A 20,038-nucleotide genomic window follows, 5' to 3' on the forward strand; every position below is an offset into this window, starting at 1 on the left:
GCACGCGCTCAGATGTCTTTGTTCAAACAGCTGTTGATCGCTATCTGTCTGTTCCTGGTGATTGCCTTCACCGGCAGCTTCATGGTCAGCCTGGAAAGCTCGCGCACCCAGTACGTCAACCAGTTGCGCTCCCACGCCCAGGACGCCGCGACCGCATTGGCACTGTCCCTGACGCCGAACATCGACGACCCGGCAATGGTCGAGTTGCTGGTCAGTTCAATCTTCGACAGCGGTTATTACGCGAGCATCCGTGTGGTCGATCTCAAGACCGATCAGACCATCGTCGAGCGCAGCGGTATCCCTGCGATGAACAATGTGCCGGACTGGTTCGTCAAACTGATCGGCCTGGAACCGGCCGGTGGCGACGCGATTGTCAGTCGTGGCTGGGAGCAGGCGGCGCGGGTCGAGGTGGTCAGCCATCCGATGTTCGCGTTGGCCAAACTCTGGCAGAGCGCGCTGGGCAGTCTTGGCTGGTTGCTGATCTGCGGTGCGGTGAGTGCGGTGCTGGGCGCGCTGTTGTTGCGCCGGCAACTGAAGCCGCTGGATTACATGGTCAAGCAATCCCACGCCATTGCTCGCCGCGAGTTCCTCAGCCTGCCGGAACTGCCGCGCACACCCGAACTGCGCCGCGTGGTGCAGGCCATGAATCAGATGGTCGAGAAGCTCAAGGCGTTGTTTCAGGAGCAGGCCGTGCGTAGTGAAAAACTGCGGGTCGAATCCTATCAAGACAACCTGACCGGCCTGGCCAACCGTCGCTATTTCGAAATGCAGTTGAACGCCCGGGTGAGCAATCCGGAGCAGGCGAGTTCCGGTTATCTGCTGTTGTTGCGGGTCAAGGACCTGGCCGGGTTGAACCAGCGGTTGGGCGGTCAACGCACCGACCAGCTGTTGATTGCGGTAGGTGAGCAGCTGTCCCGCGAGTGTGCCAAGTACCCGGAAACCCTGAACCTCGTGACGCGGATTCGCGGCGGTGAGTTCGCCGTGCTGGCGCCGGGGCTGGTGCGCGAAGAAGCGCTGCAACTGGCGCAGAACCTCGACAGTGCGCTGGCGAGTCTGCACGCGACGGGCGCCACCGATGTCGCCTCGGTGGCCTCGATCGGGCTGGCGCCGTTTGTTTATGGTGACTTGCCGCAAGCCGTGCTTGGGCTGGGCGATCAGGCGTTGGCTCAGGCGGAAAGCCAGGGTGAACCGAGCTGGGCGTGCCTCGATCACAGCGCCTCGGCCAGCGTCGGTGATGACCATCATGCCTGGCACAACTTGCTGGATCAGGCGTTGGATCAGAAGCGTTTCGAACTGTATTTCCAACCGGTCGTGGCCGCCCAGGACACGCAGTTGGTGCTGCATTACAAGGTGCTGTCGCGTCTGATCGACGACGAGGGCAAGACCATCCCCGCCGGGCGCTTCCTGCCGTGGCTCGAGCGCTTTGGCTGGACCGCGCGGTTGGACCGGCTGATGTTGGAGCTGGTGCTTGAGCAGATGGCCAACCATGAAGAGTCGCTGGCACTGAACCTGTCTTCAGCGACGTTGGCCGACCCGCAGGCGTTGAGTAAAGCCTTTGAAATCCTGCGTCAGCATTCGAATCTGGGGGAGCGATTGACCCTGGAAATCGGCGAGGAGCAGCTGCCGGATCAAGCCATGCTGGAAGAACTGACGCGACGTCTGCACGAACTCGGGTTCTCCCTGAGCCTGCAACGCTTTGGCGGGCGTTTCAGCATGATCGGCAACTTGGCGCGGCTTGGGTTGGCGTATTTGAAGATTGATGGCAGTTACATTCGGGCGATTGATCAGGAAGGTGACAAGCGATTGTTTATTGAGGCGATTCAGCGGGCGGCGCATAGCATTGATCTGCCGTTGATTGCCGAGCGGGTCGAGACAGAAGGGGAGTTGATGGTGATTCGTGAGATGGGGTTGTATGGGGTTCAGGGGCAGTTGTTTGGTGAGCCGAAGCCTTGGCGCTAACCCACTGATCATTCCCACGCTTTGCGTGGGAATGCAGCCCGTAACGCTCTGCGTCACAACAGTGTCAGGCGCAACATCAGCGGTGAGGCCGGAACGCGGAGCGTCCCTTGAGGCATTCCTTTGCGGCGCGTGGGAACGATCAGCGTCAGAAAGTCTGATTGCCTAGATCAACCCCGTCTCGTCATCGTCGATCAAATGGCTCAACCCACCCAACGCTTCACGGGCATGTGACCGGTCCATCAGCTTGGCCTGGGCGGCGGCCGGCAGGTCGGTGACGCGGATCACGCCTTTACTGGTTAACACTTGAATCAAGTCGTCGAGTACCCGGATCATTTCCAGGTCGCTCTGCTTGAGCTGTTTGAGGCTGGTTTCCACTACCTCGTTGGCGTACCAGTCCTGGATTTCATGGTGGTCGGCCGGCAGCGTTTCCGTGGCCTCGGCGTAGGCCGCAGCTTCCACGCGCACTAACTGACCTTGCGCATCGCGTTGCACGTAGAACATTGAGCATCCCTCGGAAATGGACCAGCGTCATGCTGTCAGCAGCATAGGCCAACTGGACGCGAGTATGCGGTGCGGCGACGAAATCGTCACCGGGTTGATGGGCGCAAAACTGACGGCCGCCCCATAAAGGCGGCCGTTTTTCGTTGGATCAGCTGTTGTTGTGATCGATCTTGATGGTTGGGTCACTGCCGGCAATCAACGAGTGAATGTTGGCGGTGGACCAGTTGTTGCCTTCCAGTTTGATCGTCACATCCGGTGCCGCGGCTGCGGCGTCGGCGCCGTTGAACTTGCCGGCGGAGCTGACTTGCAGGGACGAAACGCCGTCCACGGTGGTGATCTTCAGGAAGTTGTCGATGGTGCTGCCGGTTTCGCCCTGCAGCAGATCGCGCAAGTCGATACGATCACCTTCACTGGCCTTGAAGTCCTTGATCACGTCGCTGCCGGTGTCGCCAGCCTTCCAGACGAAGGTGTCGGCGCCCGAACCACCAATCAGAATATCGTTGCCCTGGCCGCCCATCAGCGAGTCGTTACCCGAACCACCGAGCAGGATGTCATTGCCCTTGCCGGCGTCGAGGAGGTCGTTGCCACCCTGGCCGAAGAGAATGTCATTGCCGGCACCGCCCAGCAGCGAGTCATTACCGTCATGCGCCCCCGACATATCGAACGCGGTGTAGTGCTCGGTGATGAACTGGTGCACGTTGCTGGTGGTGACTTTGCTGACATCTACGCCGGTTTGCTGGGCGACGAACGCTTGCAGGGCCTGATAACCCTCGCCGGCGACGCCGTTGAAGCTCACCAGGTCGCCGAACAGGATGTCGTTGCCGTCGCCACCATTGACCGTGTCGGCGCCAGGCATCGTCGCTTCGGTGTGCCCGATGATCGAGTTGGCCAGGTCTTTCGGGTCGATGTTGGTTTGCGGTGTTTTATCCGAGTCGTACGGCTTCAGATCGGCAAGGGTGACGTCTTTATTTATGCCGATGGCTTCTACCGTCGAGACCTTGCTCAGCAGCGCGAAGCTGTCGGTGGAGTTGTCGATGGCGCTGGAGCCGGTGCTGCTGCCGTTGCCACCGCGGGACGAGAACTCATACGTACCATCGCCTTGGGCGTGCAGTGTGCCGAAATCTTTATTTGACCAGCCGTCGCCGGACTTGGTCCAGACTGTGACGTTGCCCGAAGCGGTGATATCGATCTGGTGGTTGCTGTCCGGGTACAGGCTGATCGCTTTGCCCAACTGGTAGTTGCTGGTGGTGATTACGCTGTCGAGTTTGGCGCCGTTATACAGATTCGGGTTGGTCGATTCATCACTCTGGTAGTAAGTCGGTTTGCCGTCGGTGATGAAGTACGTGAGGTTCGTCGCGCCCTTGTTGGCAACGGCATCGGCGCTCTGGAACCAGTTGGCCGTGGTTTTGAACACGTCCTCGTAGTTGGTACCGCCGCCGGAAGCCATCGAATCCAGTACCGCTTTGAGCAGGATCAGGGCATTCGGATCGTTCAGGTTGACCGACACCGACTTGTTGACCTGGTTATCAAAGTCCGCCAGGAAGATGTTCACCGTTCCCGAATTGCCGCCCATGCTCTGTTTGAGGGTGTTGAACACCGAGGTCAGCGAGTCCTTGGCTGAGCTGACCGACGACGGGCTCATACTGCCCGAGCTGTCGACCATGAACGCAATGTTGTAGTTGGTGCCCGGCACCACGGTCAGCCCGCCGATGTCGGCGACCATGATGTCGTTGCCGTCAGTGCCGCTGATGGTGTCGTCAGCCGCCGTGGCGGTGACGGCGTTGTAGACCGCCGGGTAAACCGTGACCGGGATCGTCGCGGTGCTTTGCGCCGAACCACCAAGCGATTCGGTGGAGGTCGAGGTTACGGTCAGGTTGAACTGGCCGTTGTAGTACGGCGGCGGAGTGACGGTGAGGGAGCCGAGGTTCCAGCCCGTGACGTTGGCTTCGCCGGATGTCGCGCTGGCGGTGAAAGTGTGGCCGGCGCCATCAGTGAGCACCGAACCTGCCGGAATACCGCTGATCTTCACGCTCAGGCTTTCGGAGCCGTCGATATCCGTCAGGGCCGTCTTGATGGCAGACAGGTGAACGCTGGTGCCTTCCGCGGCTTCATTGAGTTTGTAGCCTTCGTAGTAGCCTTCGCCGCTGGTGCCGTGCAAATCGGACACCGTCACGCCGGAAGCGGCAAGGTCCGCCACGCCGGTGTACAGCGGCACGCCGGCGCTGCTCAGGTCGACCGCGGCACTGCCGTTGACCGACAGGTTGACGTCATAGCTACCCGGGCCGTTCTGGTTGTGGTGGTAGATGTCCAGGGTGTAGTAACCGCTGGTGGTCGGGATAAACGAACCGTTCAGCTTGCCGCCCGCGCCCCACGTGATGGCCGCGACGTTCTTGCCGCCGATGGTCACCAACAGGCTGTCATCGCCGGTGCCGCTGAAGGTGTAAGTCTTGCCAGCTTCGAGGTAGATCAGGCCGGAGGTTTTCGACGCCGTGCCAGCCGCGACGCTGCCGTCGGACTGCACGTTGGTCACCGTACCACTGGAGTTCGGTTTACCCGCGCCGTCGATGACGCTTTTCAGCGTGCCCGAAGACGCGCCGCTGCCATCGGTGCCGAGGCCTGACAGGCCGGTCCAGACTTCTTTGATCAGCCCGGTGGATTTGACGCTGTTGTCCGCAACGTTGAGGGAAGGCGCGTCGGCCACTGGCGTGATGTCGATTTTGATCGTGCCGGTGTTGCCCAGCAGCGAGCCGTCGGTTGGCTGGAATTGGATCTGTGCGTAGTCCGCCAGTTTGTTACCCAGGCCGGCGTTGTAGCCGTTGCTGCCGGACTCGTTGGTATCCGGCAGGAAGCGCAACTTGCCAGCGTCGATGTCAGCCTTGGTGAACGTCTGGTTGTTCGCTACATCGGTCCAGGTCTTGCCGTCAGTGGCCAGGAACTGCAATTTGCCTTCGCCCGGCAGTTGAGTGATTTTCACGCCCAGGTTGGCGGCGGCGCTGTCGACATCGCTGACGCCGAAGGTCGACCAGCCGAGAATCAGCGGGGTGTCTTCGGTTCCGGTGACGTTAACCGGTGCGGCAGTCGGTGCATCGTTCACGCCGACTACGTTGACGGTGGTGGTCGCGGTGTTGGAGTAGTTGCTGCCATCCGTCACGGACACGGTGATGATCCGCGGCACGCTGCTCGGGTTTTCACTACTGTTGGTGAAGCTGATGTTCTTGATCTGCTGCATGTAGTCGGCAAGTGTCGCGCTACCGGACAGGGTCAGCGTGACCGTGCCATTCGTGCTGTTGGCATTGATGGTGATGCCGTTGACGCTGTTGCCCAGGTTCAGCGCATCGCCCTCCTGACGGTTGGTCAGCACGATCGTCGCGCCGGTCAGCAGCGTGCTGTCCGGGTCGGTGATTGTCAGGTCGGTGTCGCCGATCGATACGCCTTGGCCGGTGGTGCCTTCGGTGAACGTCACGTTGTAGTTGGCACCGGTGGCGCCGCTGGAGTTGTTGGCATCCAGGTCGAGCACCGGCGGCGCATCGTTGTCGATGATCGAGGTGCTGACGCTGCCGTTGGAACCGCTGATTGCCAGGTTTTCGAAGTTGCCTCCGGTGGCCGAATCGATCTTGACCACGAAGTTTTCAGTGCGTTCGGTGATCCTGTCGTCCAGGGTCGCGACGTTGAAGTTCGCGCTGCTCGCGCCGGCCGGAATCTTCACGGTGTACACGCCGGCGAAGTCCGAACCGTCGGCGGCGGTGCCGCTGTAGACGATTTTCAGGGTGACTTCGGTCTGCGCCGGGTTAGTCAGGTTGACGGTGTAGCTGGCGGTCTGACCTTCGGTCACCGAGGTGCTGCCGGTGATGCTGACTTCGGTCTTGTCGACGGTGTCGGTGACGTTGGTCACGACTGCCGTTTTGTTAGGGACCAGGTTCTCGAAGTTGCCGCCGGTCGCGGTGCTGATGCTCGCCTGAACAGAGCCAGCGTCTTTGTAAGCATCGTCCTTCGGCGCATCGACGGTCGCGGTGCCGGTGGTTTTGCCGGCGTCGATGGTGATCACGGCGCCGTTGCTCAACGTCACGGTCACGGGTGTGCCGGCGGCGTTGGTCAGGGTGGCGGTGTAGATGATCGAACCACCTTCGGCGACCGAGTTGGTGGCGCTCAGAGTCAGGTTGGTCGTGTCAGCGGTGTCAGTCACAGTGGTGCTGACCGGGGTTTTGTCAGCGACCAGGTTTTCGTAGTTACCGCCGCTGACGTTGGTGATCGAGTTGGTCAGCGGAGTGTGGCCGGTCAACGCGTCGTTGGGTGCGAGGGTGGTCACGGTGCCAGTGGTTTTGCCGACTTCGATGGTGATGTTTTGACCATTGGCCAACGTCACGGTGACCGGCGCGCCAGTCACAGGCTGGCCGACCGTCGCGGTGTAGGTGACGGTGCCACCTTCAGCTGCAGTAACGGTGGCGGTCAGTTTGACTGTCGAGGTGTCGATGGTATCGGTGACATTGGTGACCGCAGGCGTGCTGCTGGTGACCAGGTTCTCGAAGGTACCGCCGGTGGCTTTAGTGATTGTCGCCTGCACGGTGCCGGCGTCTTTGTAGACGTCATCGGCCGGAGCCGGGACGGTCACGGTGCCGGTGGTTTTGCCGGCGTCGATAGTGATTGCCGAGCCGTTGCTCAGGGTCACGGTCATTGGCGAGCCAGCGGCGTTGGTCAGGTTCGCGGTGTAAACGATCGAACCACCTTCAGCAACCGACTCAGTCGCGCTGAGGCTGATAGTCGTGGTGTCGGCAGAATCCGTCACCGCGGTATTCGCAGGCTTGCCGTCGACTTCCAGTTTTTCGAAGTTGCCGCCCTTGGCGTCGTTGATTTTGACGCTCAGCGAACCGCCACCGGCGAGAGCGTCGTTTGGCGCAACAAAGTTCACGCTGGCGCTGCTCGAACCGACCGGAATGGTGATGGTCTGGCCGTTGGACAAGGTCACCACAACCGGCGAGCCGGTGACTTCAGCAGACACGGACGCGGTGTAAACCACGATGCCGCCTTCGGCCACAGTGCCGTTGGCGGTCAGGCTGACTGTCGACGTATTGATCGTGTCAGTCACTTCGGTGACCGCAGCCGCCGGGCTGGTGACCAGGTTCTCGAAGTTGCCACCGCTGGCGTTCTTGATGGTCGCTTCAATTTTGCCGGCGTCTTTGTAGACGTCATCGGCAGGTGCCTTGACGGTGACGGAGCCGCTGGTAGCGTTGGCGGCGATGGTGATCACGGCGCCGTTGCTCAACGTCACGGTCACGGGTGTGCCGGCGGCGTTGGTCAGGTTCGCGGTGTAAACGATCGAACCACCTTCAGCAACCGACTCAGTCGCGCTGAGGCTGATAGTCGTGGTGTCGGCAGAATCCGTCACCGAGGTATTCGCAGGCTTGCCGTCGACTTCCAGCTTCTCGTAATTGCCACCCTTGGCGTCGTTGATTTTGACGCTCAGCGAACCGCCACCGGCGAGAGCGTCGTTTGGCGCAACAAAGTTCACGCTGGCGCTGCTCGAACCGATCGGAATGGTGATGGTCTGGCCGTTGGACAAGGTCACCACAACCGGCGAGCCGGTGACTTCAGCAGACACGGACGCGGTGTAAACCACGATGCCGCCTTCGGCCACAGTGCCGTTGGCGGTCAGGCTGACTGTCGACGTATTGATCGTGTCAGTCACTTCGGTGACCGCAGCCGCCGGGCTGGTGACCAGGTTCTCGAAGTTGCCACCGCTGGCGTTCTTGATGGTCGCTTCAATTTTGCCGGCGTCTTTGTAGACGTCATCGGCAGGTGCCTTGACGGTGACGGAGCCGCTGGTAGCGTTGGCGGCGATGGTGATCACGGCGCCGTTGCTCAACGTCACGGTCACGGGTGTGCCGGCGGCGTTGGTCAGGTTCGCGGTGTAAACGATCGAACCACCTTCAGCAACCGACTCAGTCGCGCTGAGGCTGATAGTCGTGGTGTCGGCAGAATCCGTCACCGAGGTATTCGCAGGCTTGCCGTCGACTTCCAGCTTCTCGTAATTGCCACCCTTGGCGTCGTTGATTTTGACGCTCAGCGAACCGCCACCGGCGAGAGCGTCGTTTGGCGCAACAAAGTTCACGCTGGCGCTGCTCGAACCGATCGGAATGGTGATGGTCTGGCCGTTGGACAAGGTCACAACGACCGGCGAGCCGGTGACTTCAGCAGACACGGACGCGGTGTAAACCACGGTGCCGCCTTCGGCCACAGTGCCGTCAGCGGTCAGGCTGACCGTCGAAGTATTGATCGTGTCAGTCACTTCGGTGACCGCAGCCGCCGGGCTGGTGACCAGGTTTTCGAAGTTGCCGCCGCTGGCGTTCTTGATGGTCGCTTCAACTTTGCCGGCGTCTTTGTAGACGTCATCGGCAGGTGCCTTGACGGTGACGGAGCCGCTGGTAGCGTTGGCGGCGATGGTGATCACTGCGCCGTTCGAAAGAGTCACGGTAACTGGTGTGCCGGCCGGATTGGTCAGGTTCGCGGTGTAAACAATCGAACCACCTTCAGCGACCGACTCAGTCGCGCTGAGGCTGATAGTCGTGGTGTCGGCAGAATCCGTCACCGAGGTATTCGCAGGCTTGCCGTCGACTTCCAGTTTTTCGAAGTTGCCGCCCTTGGCGTCGTTGATTTTGACGCTCAGCGAACCGCCACCGGCGAGGGCGTCGTTTGGCGCAACAAAGTTCACGCTGGCGCTGCTCGAACCGACCGGAATGGTGATGGTCTGGCCGTTGGACAAGGTCACAACGACCGGCGAGCCGGTGACTTCAGCAGACACGGACGCGGTGTAAACCACGGTGCCGCCTTCGGCCACAGTGCCGTTGGCGGTCAGGCTGACTGTCGACGTATTGATCGTGTCAGTCACTTCGGTGACCGCAGCCGCCGGGCTGGTGACCAGGTTCTCGAAGTTGCCACCGCTGGCGTTCTTGATGGTCGCTTCAACTTTGCCGGCGTCTTTGTAGACGTCATCGGCAGGTGCCTTGACGGTAACGGAGCCGCTGGTAGCGTTGGCGGCGATGGTGATCACTGCGCCGTTCGACAGATTCACGGTAACCGGAGTGCCGGCAGCGTGAGTCAGCGTCGCGGAGTAGACAATCGAACCGCCTTCCGCTACCGAATCCGTAGCGCTCAGGCTCAGGGTGGTGGTGTCTTTAACGTCGGTCACCGAAGTGACTGCCGGGGTTTGATTCGCCACCAGGTTTTCGTAGTTGCCACCGGTGGTGCCGTCGATTTTCACGCTCAGCGAACCGCCGCCAGCCAGTGCGTCGTTCGGTGCGGTGAATTTCACGCTGGCGCTGCTCGATCCGACCGGAATGGTGATGGTCTGGCCGTTGGACAAGGTCACCACAACCGGCGAACCGGTCACTGGCGCGGTGACAGACGCGGTGTACACCACGGTGCCGCCTTCAGCCACAGTGCTGTTGGCCGTCAGACTGACTGTCGACGTATTGAGGGTGTCGGTCACGTCGGTAACCGCTGGGGTCTTGTCGGCCACCAGGTTTTCGAAGTTGCCGCCGGTGGTCTTGGTGATGCTGGCTTCAACTTTTCCGGCGTCTTTGTAGACGTCATCCTTGGGTGCGGCGAAGTTCACCGAACCGGTGGTGGCGCCCTTGGCAATGTGGATCACCGCACCGTTGTTCAACGTCACGGTCATGGCGGTGCCAGCGGCATTGGTCAGGGTCGCGGTGTAGACGATCGAACCACCCTCGGCGACCGAACCGGTGGCGCTCAGGCTCAGGCCAGTGGTGTCGGCAGAATCGGTGACCGTGGTGACCGCCGGCGAATGATTGACGACGACTTTTTCGAAGTTGCCGCCGCTCTGGCTGGCGATCGTAGCCTGAACTTTGCCGCCGTCGATGTACGGGCTGTTCGCCGGAGCGGCGAAGTTGACCGAACCGGTGGTGGCGCCAGCGGCGATGTTGATCGCTGCGCCATTGCTCAACTTCACGGTCATGGCCGTGTCTGTCGGGTTGTTCAGGGTGGCGGTGTAGGTGATCTGGCCACCTTCGCTGACGGTGTGGCTGGCCGACAGGGACAGGGACGTCGTGTCGACCGTGTCTTTGACGGTGGTGCTTACTGACGCCTTGCTGATGTCGAGTTTTTCGAAGTTGCCACCGCTGGCATCAGTCATTTTTACGGTGAGTTTGCCGGCATCTTTGTAGACGTCATCGCTTGGCGCCGCGATGGTGACCGAACCGCTGGTTTTGCCGGCGTCGATGGTGATGGTCTCGCCGTTGCTCAGCTTGACGGTCACCGGCGTTTGCGCGGCGTTGGTGAGGGTCGCGGTGTAGGTGATGTGCGAGCCTTCAAGTACAGTTTTTTCAGCGCTGAGCGTCAGGTGCGTCGTGTTGATTGTGTCGGCGACGTTGGTCACGGCCGGGGTCGGGCTGGTGACCAGGTTTTCAAAGTTGCCGCCCGCGGCGTCCTTGATGGTGACTTCCAGTTTGCCGGCGTCCTTGTAGACGTCGTCTTTCGGTGCGTCGACTTTCACGGTGCCGGTGGTTTTACCGGCATCGATGGTGATGGTCGCGCCGTTGCTCAACGTCACGGTCACTGGGGTGCCGGCCGCATGGGTCAGGGTGGCGGTGTAGGTGATCTGGCCACCTTCTTTGACGTTGCCAGTGGCGCTCAGCGACAGGGTGGTGGTGTCGACGGTGTCGGTCACGCTGGTGCTGATCGAGGTTTTATCCGCGACCAGGTTTTCGTAGTTGCCGCCGCTGACTTTCGTGATCGAATTGGTCAACGGCGCATGGCCGCTGAGCACATCGTTAGAGACCACGGCATTGACCGTGCCGCTGCTTTTGCCAATGCCAATGGTGATGGTCTGACCGTTGGACAAGGTCACAACAACCGGCGAGCCGGTGACCGGTGCGCCGACAGAGGCGGTGTAAACCACGGTGCCGCCTTCGGCCACGCTGCTGGTGGCGGTCAGGGTGACCGCCGAAGTGTCGAGGGTGTCGGTGACGGTGGTGACGGCCGCAGCCGGGTCTTTGACCAGGTTTTCAAAGTTGCCGCCCGTGGCGTCCTTGATGGTGGCTTGGACTTTTCCGGCGTCTTTGTAGACGTCATCGGCGGGGGCGGCGACGGTCACGGAACCGCTGTTGGCGCCGGCGGCGATGGTGATCACCGCGCCGTTGCTCAGGGTGACGGTCACTGGCGTGCCAGCAGCGTTTGTCAGGTTCGCGGTGTAAACAATCGAACCGCCTTCGGCGACCGACTCAGTCGCGCTGACGCTAACAGTCGTGGTGTCGGCAGAATCCGTCACCGAGGTATTCGCAGGCTTGCCGTCGACTTCCAGCTTCTCGTAATTGCCACCCTTGGCGTCGTTGATTTTGACGCTCAAAGAGCCGCCGCCGGCGAGGGCATCGTTTGGCGCAACAAAGTTCACGCTGGCGCTGCTCGAACCCACCGCAATGGTGATGGTTTGACCGTTGGACAAGGTCACGACAACCGGCGAACCGGTCACTGGCGCGGTGACGGACGCGGTGTAAACCACGGTGCCGCCTTCGGCCACAGTGCTATTGGCCGTCAGGCTGACTGTCGACGTATTGATCGTGTCAGTCACTTCGGTGACCGCAGCCGCCGGGTTGGTGACCAGGTTCTCAAAGTTGCCGCCCGTGGCGTCCTTGATGGTCGCTTCAACTTTGCCGGCGTCATTGTAGACGTCGTCTTTCGGCGCATCGACGGTGACGGAGCCGCTGGTCGCGTTGGCGGCGATGGTAATCACCGCGCCGTTCGAAAGAGTCACGGTGACCGGAGTGCCGGCAGCGTGGGTCAGGTTCGCGGTGTAAACGATCGAACCACCTTCAGCGACCGACTCAGTCGCGCTGAGGCTAACAGTCGTGGTGTCGGCAGAATCCGTCACCGAGGTATTCGCAGGCTTGCCGTCGACTTCCAGCTTCTCGTAATTGCCACCCTTGGCGTCGTTGATTTTGACGCTCAGAGAGCCGCCGCCGGCGAGGGCATCGTTTGGCGCAACAAAGTTCACGCTGGCGCTGCTCGAACCCACCGCAATGGTGATGGTTTGACCGTTGGACAAGGTCACGACAACCGGCGAACCGGTCACTGGCGCGGTGACGGACGCGGTGTAAACCACGGTGCCGCCTTCGGCCACAGTGCTATTGGCCGTCAGGCTGACTGTCGACGTATTGATCGTGTCAGTCACTTCGGTGACCGCAGCCGCCGGGTTGGTGACCAGGTTCTCAAAGTTGCCGCCCGTGGCGTCCTTGATGGTCGCTTCAACTTTGCCGGCGTCCTTGTAGACGTCATCGGCCGGTGCCGGGACGCTCACGCTGCCAGTGGTCGCGTCGGCAGCAATGGTGATGACCGCGCCGTTCGAAAGGGTCACGGTGACTGGCGTGCCGGCCGGATTGGTCAGGGTCGCGGTGTATACAATCTGACCGCCCTCGGCCACTTCGGTGGACGCCGACAGGCTCAGGCCGGTCTCATCCTTGGAGTCGGTAATGGTGGTCAGCGCCGGCTCGGTGCTCGGGGTCAACTGCTCGAAATTACCGCCGGTGGTTCCGGTGATGGTGGTGCTGACGGTGCTGCCATTGTTGTAAACGTCATTGGCTGCGGTGTCGACGGTCACGCTGCCAGTGGTCGCGTCGGCAGCAATGGTGATGACTGCGCCGTTCGAAAGGGTCACGGTGACTGGCGTGCCCGCCGGGTTGGTCAGTGTCGCGGTATAGGTGATCTGGCCGCCTTCGACGACGGTACCCGTGGCAGTCAGGCTCAAGCCAGTGTTGTCGGCCGAGTCGGTAATGGTGGTGACCGCTGGCGCGGTGCTCGGCACCAGGTTCTCGAAATTGCCGCCGGTGGCGCCGGTGATCGTGGTGCTAACGGTGCTGCCGTTCTGATAAACGTCATTGGCCGGGGTGTCGACGTTCACGGTGCCGGTGGTTTTGCCGGCTTCGATGGTGATGGTCGAGCCGTTGGACAGGGTGACAGTGACCGGTGTTTGAGACGGGTTGGTCAGGGTGGCGGTGTAAGTGATCTGGCCGCCTTCGGTGACCGTCGAACCCGCCGTCAGCGTGACGGTGGTGGTGTCCGGCGAATCGGTAATGGTGGTCACGGCCGGGGCCGGGTTTGGCACCAGGTTTTCAAAGTTGCCGCCGGTGGCACCGGTAATGGTGGTGGTGACCGTGCTGCCGTTGTTATAGGCATCGTTGACCGGTGTCGGCACGTTCACGCTGCCGGTTGTGTTACCGGCGTCGATGGTGATGATCGAGCCGTTGGACAACGTAATGGTGACCGGCGTCTGGGCCGGGTTGGTCAAGGTCGCGGTGTAGGTGATCTGGCCGCTTTCGGTAACGTTGGCGCCGGCGGTCAAGGTGACCGTGGAGGTATCAACGGTGTCAGTGACCTGGGTCACGGCCGGGGTCGTCGGCGGGGTGACGATGATGCCGCTGCCACCCGTGGTGCCGGTGACGGTCACGTCGATCTGGGTCGGATCGTTATAGACGGTGTCGTTTGGCGCGAGCGGGACGTTGACGGTACCGGTCAACTGACCGGCCTGGATCACGATCACCGAGCCGTTGGATAACGTGATGATCAGGTCCGTCAGCGGAGCCTGGCTCAGCGTCGCGGTGTAAACCAGCACACCACCGGCCTCGGTGATGGTCGGCGTGGCGCTCAAGGCCAGGGTCGACTCGCGCTGCACGTTGGCGCTGGTATCGGCAGTCTGGCCGCCGATGGTGTTCTGTGCAGCCAAAGCGGCAGTGCCGATGCCCGCAGTCGGGAAACCAATGGTCGGGTCGACCCGGCCAGCGGTTGCGTCCAGCATCACAACGCTGTGGCCGCCACCTGCCGCGCCGCCCGTGCCGGCAGCCGTCGGGCCGGCCGCGGTGGCTTCAAGATCGGTGGTCGGGTCGGCGCCGGCAACGATGGCTTGCTGCAGCTCTTCAACCGATGGCGCGGCTTGTGCAGTGGCTTGTGCAAGGTCAGTGCTGGAATCCGAATCGCTGCCGCTCCATTGAGTGTCGCGGCCCAGGTCCAGGGTCCGGCCGTCAGCCAGTTCGAGCGTAATGGCGCCAGCCGCACCGGTGTCTACCTGATCGCCGACAAACAACCGATCGCCTTCAACGAGTACGCGGCGCACGCCCTCTGGGGACACAGCGAAAACCTGACCGACAATGCTTTTGACGATGGCCACAACACTGCTCATTGAAGACTCTCCGGGTGTCACATTCAGTAGACGTCCATGGACCTGAGAGCGGTTGATCGCGTTCAGTCTGGATGTACTTTCAAGATATTAGAGGCACAACTTTGACGCGGTTATTCGTCAATAAATTGGCTGTATTTTTTCGCTATAAACTTTATGCCAAACTATTGACCTTGCGCCTGTCATCCTAAACACTCGCCTCTGTAATGTCACATTGATATTTCGGCGCCGACCGCTCTCGCAGAGTGTGATTCAGTTCCAACATTCAACTTTCCGACATACGGTCATTCCAGTTGTCATCATCCGATGCAGCGGCACCATCTGCAGTGATTCAAGACAAGCAATTCCGGGAAACTTCAATAATGCGCTTGCACCTGCTCAAGGCTTTACCCTTCGCCGTAGCCGCCAGTTTTGTTCAGGCGCAGACCCTTCCGGAGGCCATGCAACAGGCACTGGATGTCCATCCGGAAATCCAGGCAGGCGTTAACAGTCGATTGGCCGCGGATTATCAGTTAAAGGCAGCAAAAGGTGGATACCTGCCACGGGTCGATCTGCTGGGCGGTTATGGTCGCGAAGGCACTGACAGCGTCACCACGCGTGCTGCCGGCAACAACAATCACTGGGAAACCCTGAACCGCAGCGAGTCGAGTGTGCGGTTGTCGCAAATGGTTTTTGACGGTTTTGCGACGTCGAGTGAAGTGGGGCGTCAACAAGCCACCGTTAACTCCCGCGCTTATTCTTTGTTGGGCACGTCCGAACGCACTGCGCTCACCGTCGCGCAGGTGTATCTCGATGTACTGACCCGCCGTGAGTTCGTGCGCCTGGCGACCGACAACCTGAAGAGCCACGAACGGATTTTCGACCAGATCAAACTGCGCACCCAGCGCGGCGTGGGCAGCGGCGCCGACCTCGATCAGGCCGAAGCGCGTATGGCTCAGGCCCGCAACAACCTGATCACCGAGCAGACCAACCTGGCCGACGCCGAGACCAACTTCCTCAGCGCCGTCGGCCAGATGCCCGATCAGCTGGAGCGTCCTGCCGATTTCATGGCGCTGTTGCCGGCCAACCTCAATGAAGCCCGGGCGCAGATGCTGGAAAACAGCCCGATCCTGCGTTCCGCCGAGTCTGACATTGCCGCTGCCGAGAAACAGTACGCAGCCGCCAAGTCGAGCTTCTACCCGCGCTTCGATGCCGAATTGGGTCGCAGTGCCGACAACGATCTCGACGGCCAGAACGGTCACAGCAATGAATGGCAGGCCATGTTGCGCATGCGCTTCAATCTGTATGCCGGCGGCAGTAACAAGGCTGATCTGGAATCCAAGTCCTACCTGTCCAACCAGGCACTGGATATTCGCAACAACGCCTTGCGCGTGTTGAACGAAGAGCTGGGTCTGGCCTGGAATGCCTTGAACAATGCCAATGCTCAAGTGCCGATCGCCCAGCAATATGTCGATCACAGCACCCGCGTGCGCACCGCCTATCAGAAGCAGTTCGGTCTCGGCGAGCGCACGTTGCTCGACCTGCTCGACAGTGAAAACGAGCTGTTCTCGGCTTCTCGTCGCCTGGCGGAGATCAAAAACATTCAGTTATTTACTCAGTACCGAATCAAGGCGACCATGGGCGAGTTGCTCAAGAGCCAGGGAGTGGTCGCACCGTTGGCATCCGTTGTGCAAAACGACGTGAAGCCGAAGGTTCAACTGCCCGGTATGAATTGAGCAGAACCTTCATTGTTCAATTGTTAGCCAAGAGTGCCGAGCGTGGAATCAGAAGTCAGTCGAGTTCAACTCAGTCATGATCCACGCGCGCTGCACGACGATCCGTTACTGGACGGCTTGCTGGCTCTCTGCACCCTGCATCAGAAACCGGCCAGCGCCGCGATGTTGACCACCGGCCTGCCGTTGCCCAAGCAGCGTCTGAGTGTTGAACTGCTACCCCGCGCGGCCGCTCGCGCCGGTCTGCAAGGGCGGGTGCTGGTACGCAAACTGGAGCAGATCCCGGCGATTGCCATGCCGGCACTGTTGCTGCTCAAGGATGGCCGCAGTGCCGTCCTGCTCGGTTGGCTAGGTGACGACCAGGCGCGGCTGCTGCTCAGCGAAAGCGATGGCGGCGAAAGCGTTGTCAGCCGCGAGCTGCTGGCCGATGACTACATCGGCAAAGTGTTCTTCGCTCAACCCCAGCACAAATTCGACGTCAATCACGGCACGCTGATCCCGCGTGCGCGCTCGTGGTTCCGCGACACCCTCAAGCGTTCGCGCTGGCTGTACGCCGACGCCATCGCCGCCAGCTTCCTGATCAACATCATTGCCATGGCCGCGCCGCTGTTCGTGATGAACGTTTACGACCGCGTCGTGCCGAACCAGGCCGAATCGACCCTGTGGGTGTTGGCCATCGGTATCACCGGGGCTTACCTGTTCGACCTGATCCTCAAGAGCCTGCGCAGCCTCTGTCTGGACTTGGCGGGGAAGAAAACCGACCTGATCATCTCGGCCACGTTGTTCGAGCGCATCGTCGGTATGGCCATGAAGTACCGCCCGGCACGGGTCGGCAGCTTTGCCCAGAACATCCATGAGTTTCAGAGCCTGCGGGACTTCCTCGCCTCACTGACCCTCACCAGCCTGATCGACCTGCCTTTTACGCTGCTGATCTTCATGGTCATCGCGATTCTCGGCGGGCATCTGGTGTGGATTCCGGTGCTGGCGTTCCCGATTGCCTTGCTGATTGGCTATGCGCTGCAGAAACCGCTGGTGGCGACCATGGAACGGACCATGGCCCTGGGCGCCGAGCGTCAGTCGAGCCTGATCGAAACCCTCGCCGGCCTTGATGCAGTGAAGGTCAACAATGCCGAAAGCGAACGCCAGTATCAGTGGGAGCAGACCATCGGCACCCTCAGCCGCCTCGAGTTGCGGGTGAAAATGCTCTCCGGTCTGGCGATGAACATCACCTTGCTGATCCAGCAACTGGCCGGGGTGATCATGATCGTCTTCGGCGTGTACCAGATCATCGACGGTCACCTGAGCATGGGCGGTTTGATCGCCTGCTACATGCTCAGCGGCCGCGCCCTCAGCCCGCTGGCCTCGCTGTCTGGCCTGCTGACCCGCTACCAGCAAGCGCGGGTGACCATGACCTCGGTCGATCAGATGATGGAGCTGCCGCAAGAGCGCAACTTCGAGGAGCGTCCACTGAGCCGCAAGGTCCTGCAAGGCGCCATTGAGTGCCGGCAGATGAACTTCACTTACCCGAACCAACAGAACGCAGCGCTGAAGAACATCAACCTGATCATCAAGCCTGGCGAGAAGATCGGCATTATCGGTCGCAGCGGCTCGGGTAAAAGCTCCCTGGCCAAATTGCTCGTAGGCCTCTACCAGCCGGACGACGGCGCGCTGTTGGTGGATGGCGTCGACATCCGCCAGATCGACGTCAGCGAATTGCGCCACAACATCGGTTACGTGGCTCAGGACATCCAGCTGCTCGCCGGGACCCTGCGCGACAACCTGGTGTCGGGTGCGCGCTATGTAGAAGACGAAATGGTGCTGCAAGCTGCCGAGTTGGCCGGCGTCCACGAATTTGTCCGTCTGCACCCGCAAGGTTATGAGCTGCAAGTCGGCGAGCGTGGGCAGAACCTGTCTGGCGGTCAGCGCCAGAACGTTGCCCTGGCCCGTGCGTTGCTGCTCAACCCGCCGATCCTGCTGCTCGACGAACCGACCAGCGCCATGGACAACACGGGTGAAGAACGCCTCAAGCAACGCCTCGCGGCGGTGATTGAAAACAAGACCGTGGTGCTGGTGACGCACCGGGCTTCGCTGTTGTCGCTGGTGGATCGGCTGATCGTCATCGACCGCGGGCAGATTCTCGCCGACGGCCCGAAAGCCGCTGTAATGGAAGCGTTGAAGAAGGGGCAGATCAGTGTTGCTTAAGTCGGGTTTCAAGAATTCGATCGGCCGTTATTTCAAAGGCTCCGAGTCGCTGCATGGCCAGCCACTTCCCGAGGTCAATAAAGCGCTGATCGAAGACGCCCCACGCGTGGTGCGGCTGACCATCTGGGCAATCATCGGCTTCTTCGTGTTCCTGATGCTCTGGGCCAACTTCGCCGTGATCGACGAAGTCACCAAGGGCGACGGCAAGGCGATTCCGTCGTCGAAGATCCAGAAAATCCAGAACCTTGAGGGCGGTATCGTCTCCGAGTTGTTCGTGACCGAAGGGCAGATCGTCGAGGCCGGCGCGCCGCTGATTCGCCTGGACGACACGCGATTCGCCTCCAACGTCGGCGAAACCGAAGCCGATCGGCTGTCGATGCTACTGCGAGTAGAGCGCTTGAGCGCGGAAGTCGATGACCGTCCGCTGAATTTCCCCGCTGACGTGCTGAAGGCCGTACCTGGTCAGGCGGCCAGCGAGGAGTCGCTGTACATCAGTCGCCGTCAGCAACTGCACGATGAGATTGGTGGTTTGGCGGAGCAGTTGATCCAGCGTCAGCAAGAGCTGCGCGAGTTCACCTCCAAGCAGTCGCAGTACCGTAACGGCCTCGCGTTGCAGCGTCAGGAAATCGACATGTCCGAGCCGTTGGTGGCCCAGGGCGCGGTATCGCCGGTTGAAGTGCTGCGACTCAAGCGCGCCGAGGTTGAAACCCGCGGGCAACTGGACGCGACCACCCTGGCCATTCCTCGCGCCCAATCGGCGATCAAGGAAGTGCAGCGCAAGATCGACGAGACTCGCGGCAAGTTCCGCAGCGAAGCACTGACTCAACTCAATGAAGCACGCACTGATCTGAACAAGGCCCAGGCCACTGGCAAGGCGCTGGAAGACCGGGTCAGCCGGACGCTGGTGACATCGCCGGTGCGCGGTATCGTCAACAAATTGCTGGTGAACACCATTGGTGGCGTGATCCAGCCGGGCAGCGACCTGGTGGAAATCGTGCCGCTGGACGACACCTTGCTGGTAGAGGCGAAAGTTCGCCCGCAAGACATCGCGTTCCTGCATCCGGGGCAAGAAGCGACGGTGAAGTTCACGGCGTATGACTACACCATTTATGGTGGGCTCAAAGCCAGGCTTGAGCAGATTGGTGCCGACACCCTCACCGACGAAGACAAGAAAACCACCTACTACATCATCAAACTGCGTACCGATCGCAGCCACTTGGGGACGGATGAAAAGCCGTTGCTGATCATCCCGGGGATGGTGGCTTCGGTGGACATCATCACCGGCAAAAAGACCGTGCTGAGCTATTTGCTGAAACCGATTATTCGGGCGCGGGCTGAAGCGCTGCACGAGCGGTAGTTCTCGAGCGCAGCTGACGGCCTCTTCGCGGGCAAGCCTCGCTCCTTGTATGTTGACCCTGACTCCAGCGAGAGAGGTTACGCTCAAGGATTCATTCAACAGCAAGTGCGTTTCTGGGGGAGGCCG

At 60.9% G+C, this 20,038-nt stretch carries 6 protein-coding genes; 4 read left to right on the plus strand and 2 right to left on the minus strand.

The features are described from left to right. Positions 1–12 precede the first annotated feature (12 nt). Entirely contained in the window at positions 13–1,959 is a 1,947-nt protein-coding gene (lapD, locus tag ACYZT3_RS01735; protein ID WP_282383142.1) for a cyclic di-GMP receptor LapD, read from the plus strand. Positions 1,960–2,121: 162 nt separating this feature from the next. Here the strand turns inward: lapD and ACYZT3_RS01740 are convergent, their stop codons facing one another. Together ACYZT3_RS01740 and ACYZT3_RS01745 are read right to left on the minus strand one after the other, a co-directional pair. Then, complete coding sequence (locus tag ACYZT3_RS01740; RefSeq protein WP_282383144.1) at positions 2,122–2,460, minus strand: tryptophan synthase subunit beta; 339 nt, start codon at positions 2,458–2,460, stop codon at positions 2,122–2,124. Positions 2,461–2,608: 148 nt separating this feature from the next. After that, positions 2,609–14,644, minus strand: a complete 12,036-nt coding sequence (locus tag ACYZT3_RS01745) for a retention module-containing protein (RefSeq protein WP_462031370.1) — start codon at positions 14,642–14,644, stop codon at positions 2,609–2,611. A gap of 359 nt (positions 14,645–15,003) precedes the next feature. Between ACYZT3_RS01745 and ACYZT3_RS01750 the strand changes: the two genes are divergently transcribed. The 3 genes from ACYZT3_RS01750 to ACYZT3_RS01760 are packed head-to-tail and all read left to right on the plus strand — an operon-like array spanning position 15,004 to position 19,912. Continuing rightward, positions 15,004–16,356, plus strand: a complete 1,353-nt coding sequence (locus ACYZT3_RS01750; protein WP_282383313.1) for a TolC family outer membrane protein — start codon at positions 15,004–15,006, stop codon at positions 16,354–16,356. 42 nt (positions 16,357–16,398) lie between these two features. Then, positions 16,399–18,555: a type I secretion system permease/ATPase gene (locus tag ACYZT3_RS01755; RefSeq protein WP_282383314.1), complete on the plus strand. Its 2,157-nt coding sequence runs from the start codon at positions 16,399–16,401 to the stop codon at positions 18,553–18,555. Further along, the gene (locus ACYZT3_RS01760) at positions 18,545–19,912 is read left to right on the plus strand and encodes an HlyD family type I secretion periplasmic adaptor subunit (protein WP_282383317.1); all 1,368 of its coding nucleotides are present in this window, start codon (positions 18,545–18,547) and stop codon (positions 19,910–19,912) included. Before ACYZT3_RS01755 ends, ACYZT3_RS01760 begins: the two co-directional genes overlap by 11 nt. Positions 19,913–20,038: the final 126 nt, after the last annotated feature.

The organism is Pseudomonas sp. MDT1-16, from assembly GCF_054898115.1.

Bases quoted from the DNA above. Each gene is read 5' to 3' on its own strand.
- lapD (WP_282383142.1), top strand. From the start codon at position 13: ATGTCTTTGTTCAAACAGCTGTTGATCGCTATCTGTCTGTTCCTGGTG.
- ACYZT3_RS01740 (WP_282383144.1), bottom strand. From the start codon at position 2,460: ATGTTCTACGTGCAACGCGATGCGCAAGGTCAGTTAGTGCGCGTGGAA.
- ACYZT3_RS01745 (WP_462031370.1), bottom strand. From the start codon at position 14,644: ATGAGCAGTGTTGTGGCCATCGTCAAAAGCATTGTCGGTCAGGTTTTC.
- ACYZT3_RS01750 (WP_282383313.1), top strand. From the start codon at position 15,004: ATGCGCTTGCACCTGCTCAAGGCTTTACCCTTCGCCGTAGCCGCCAGT.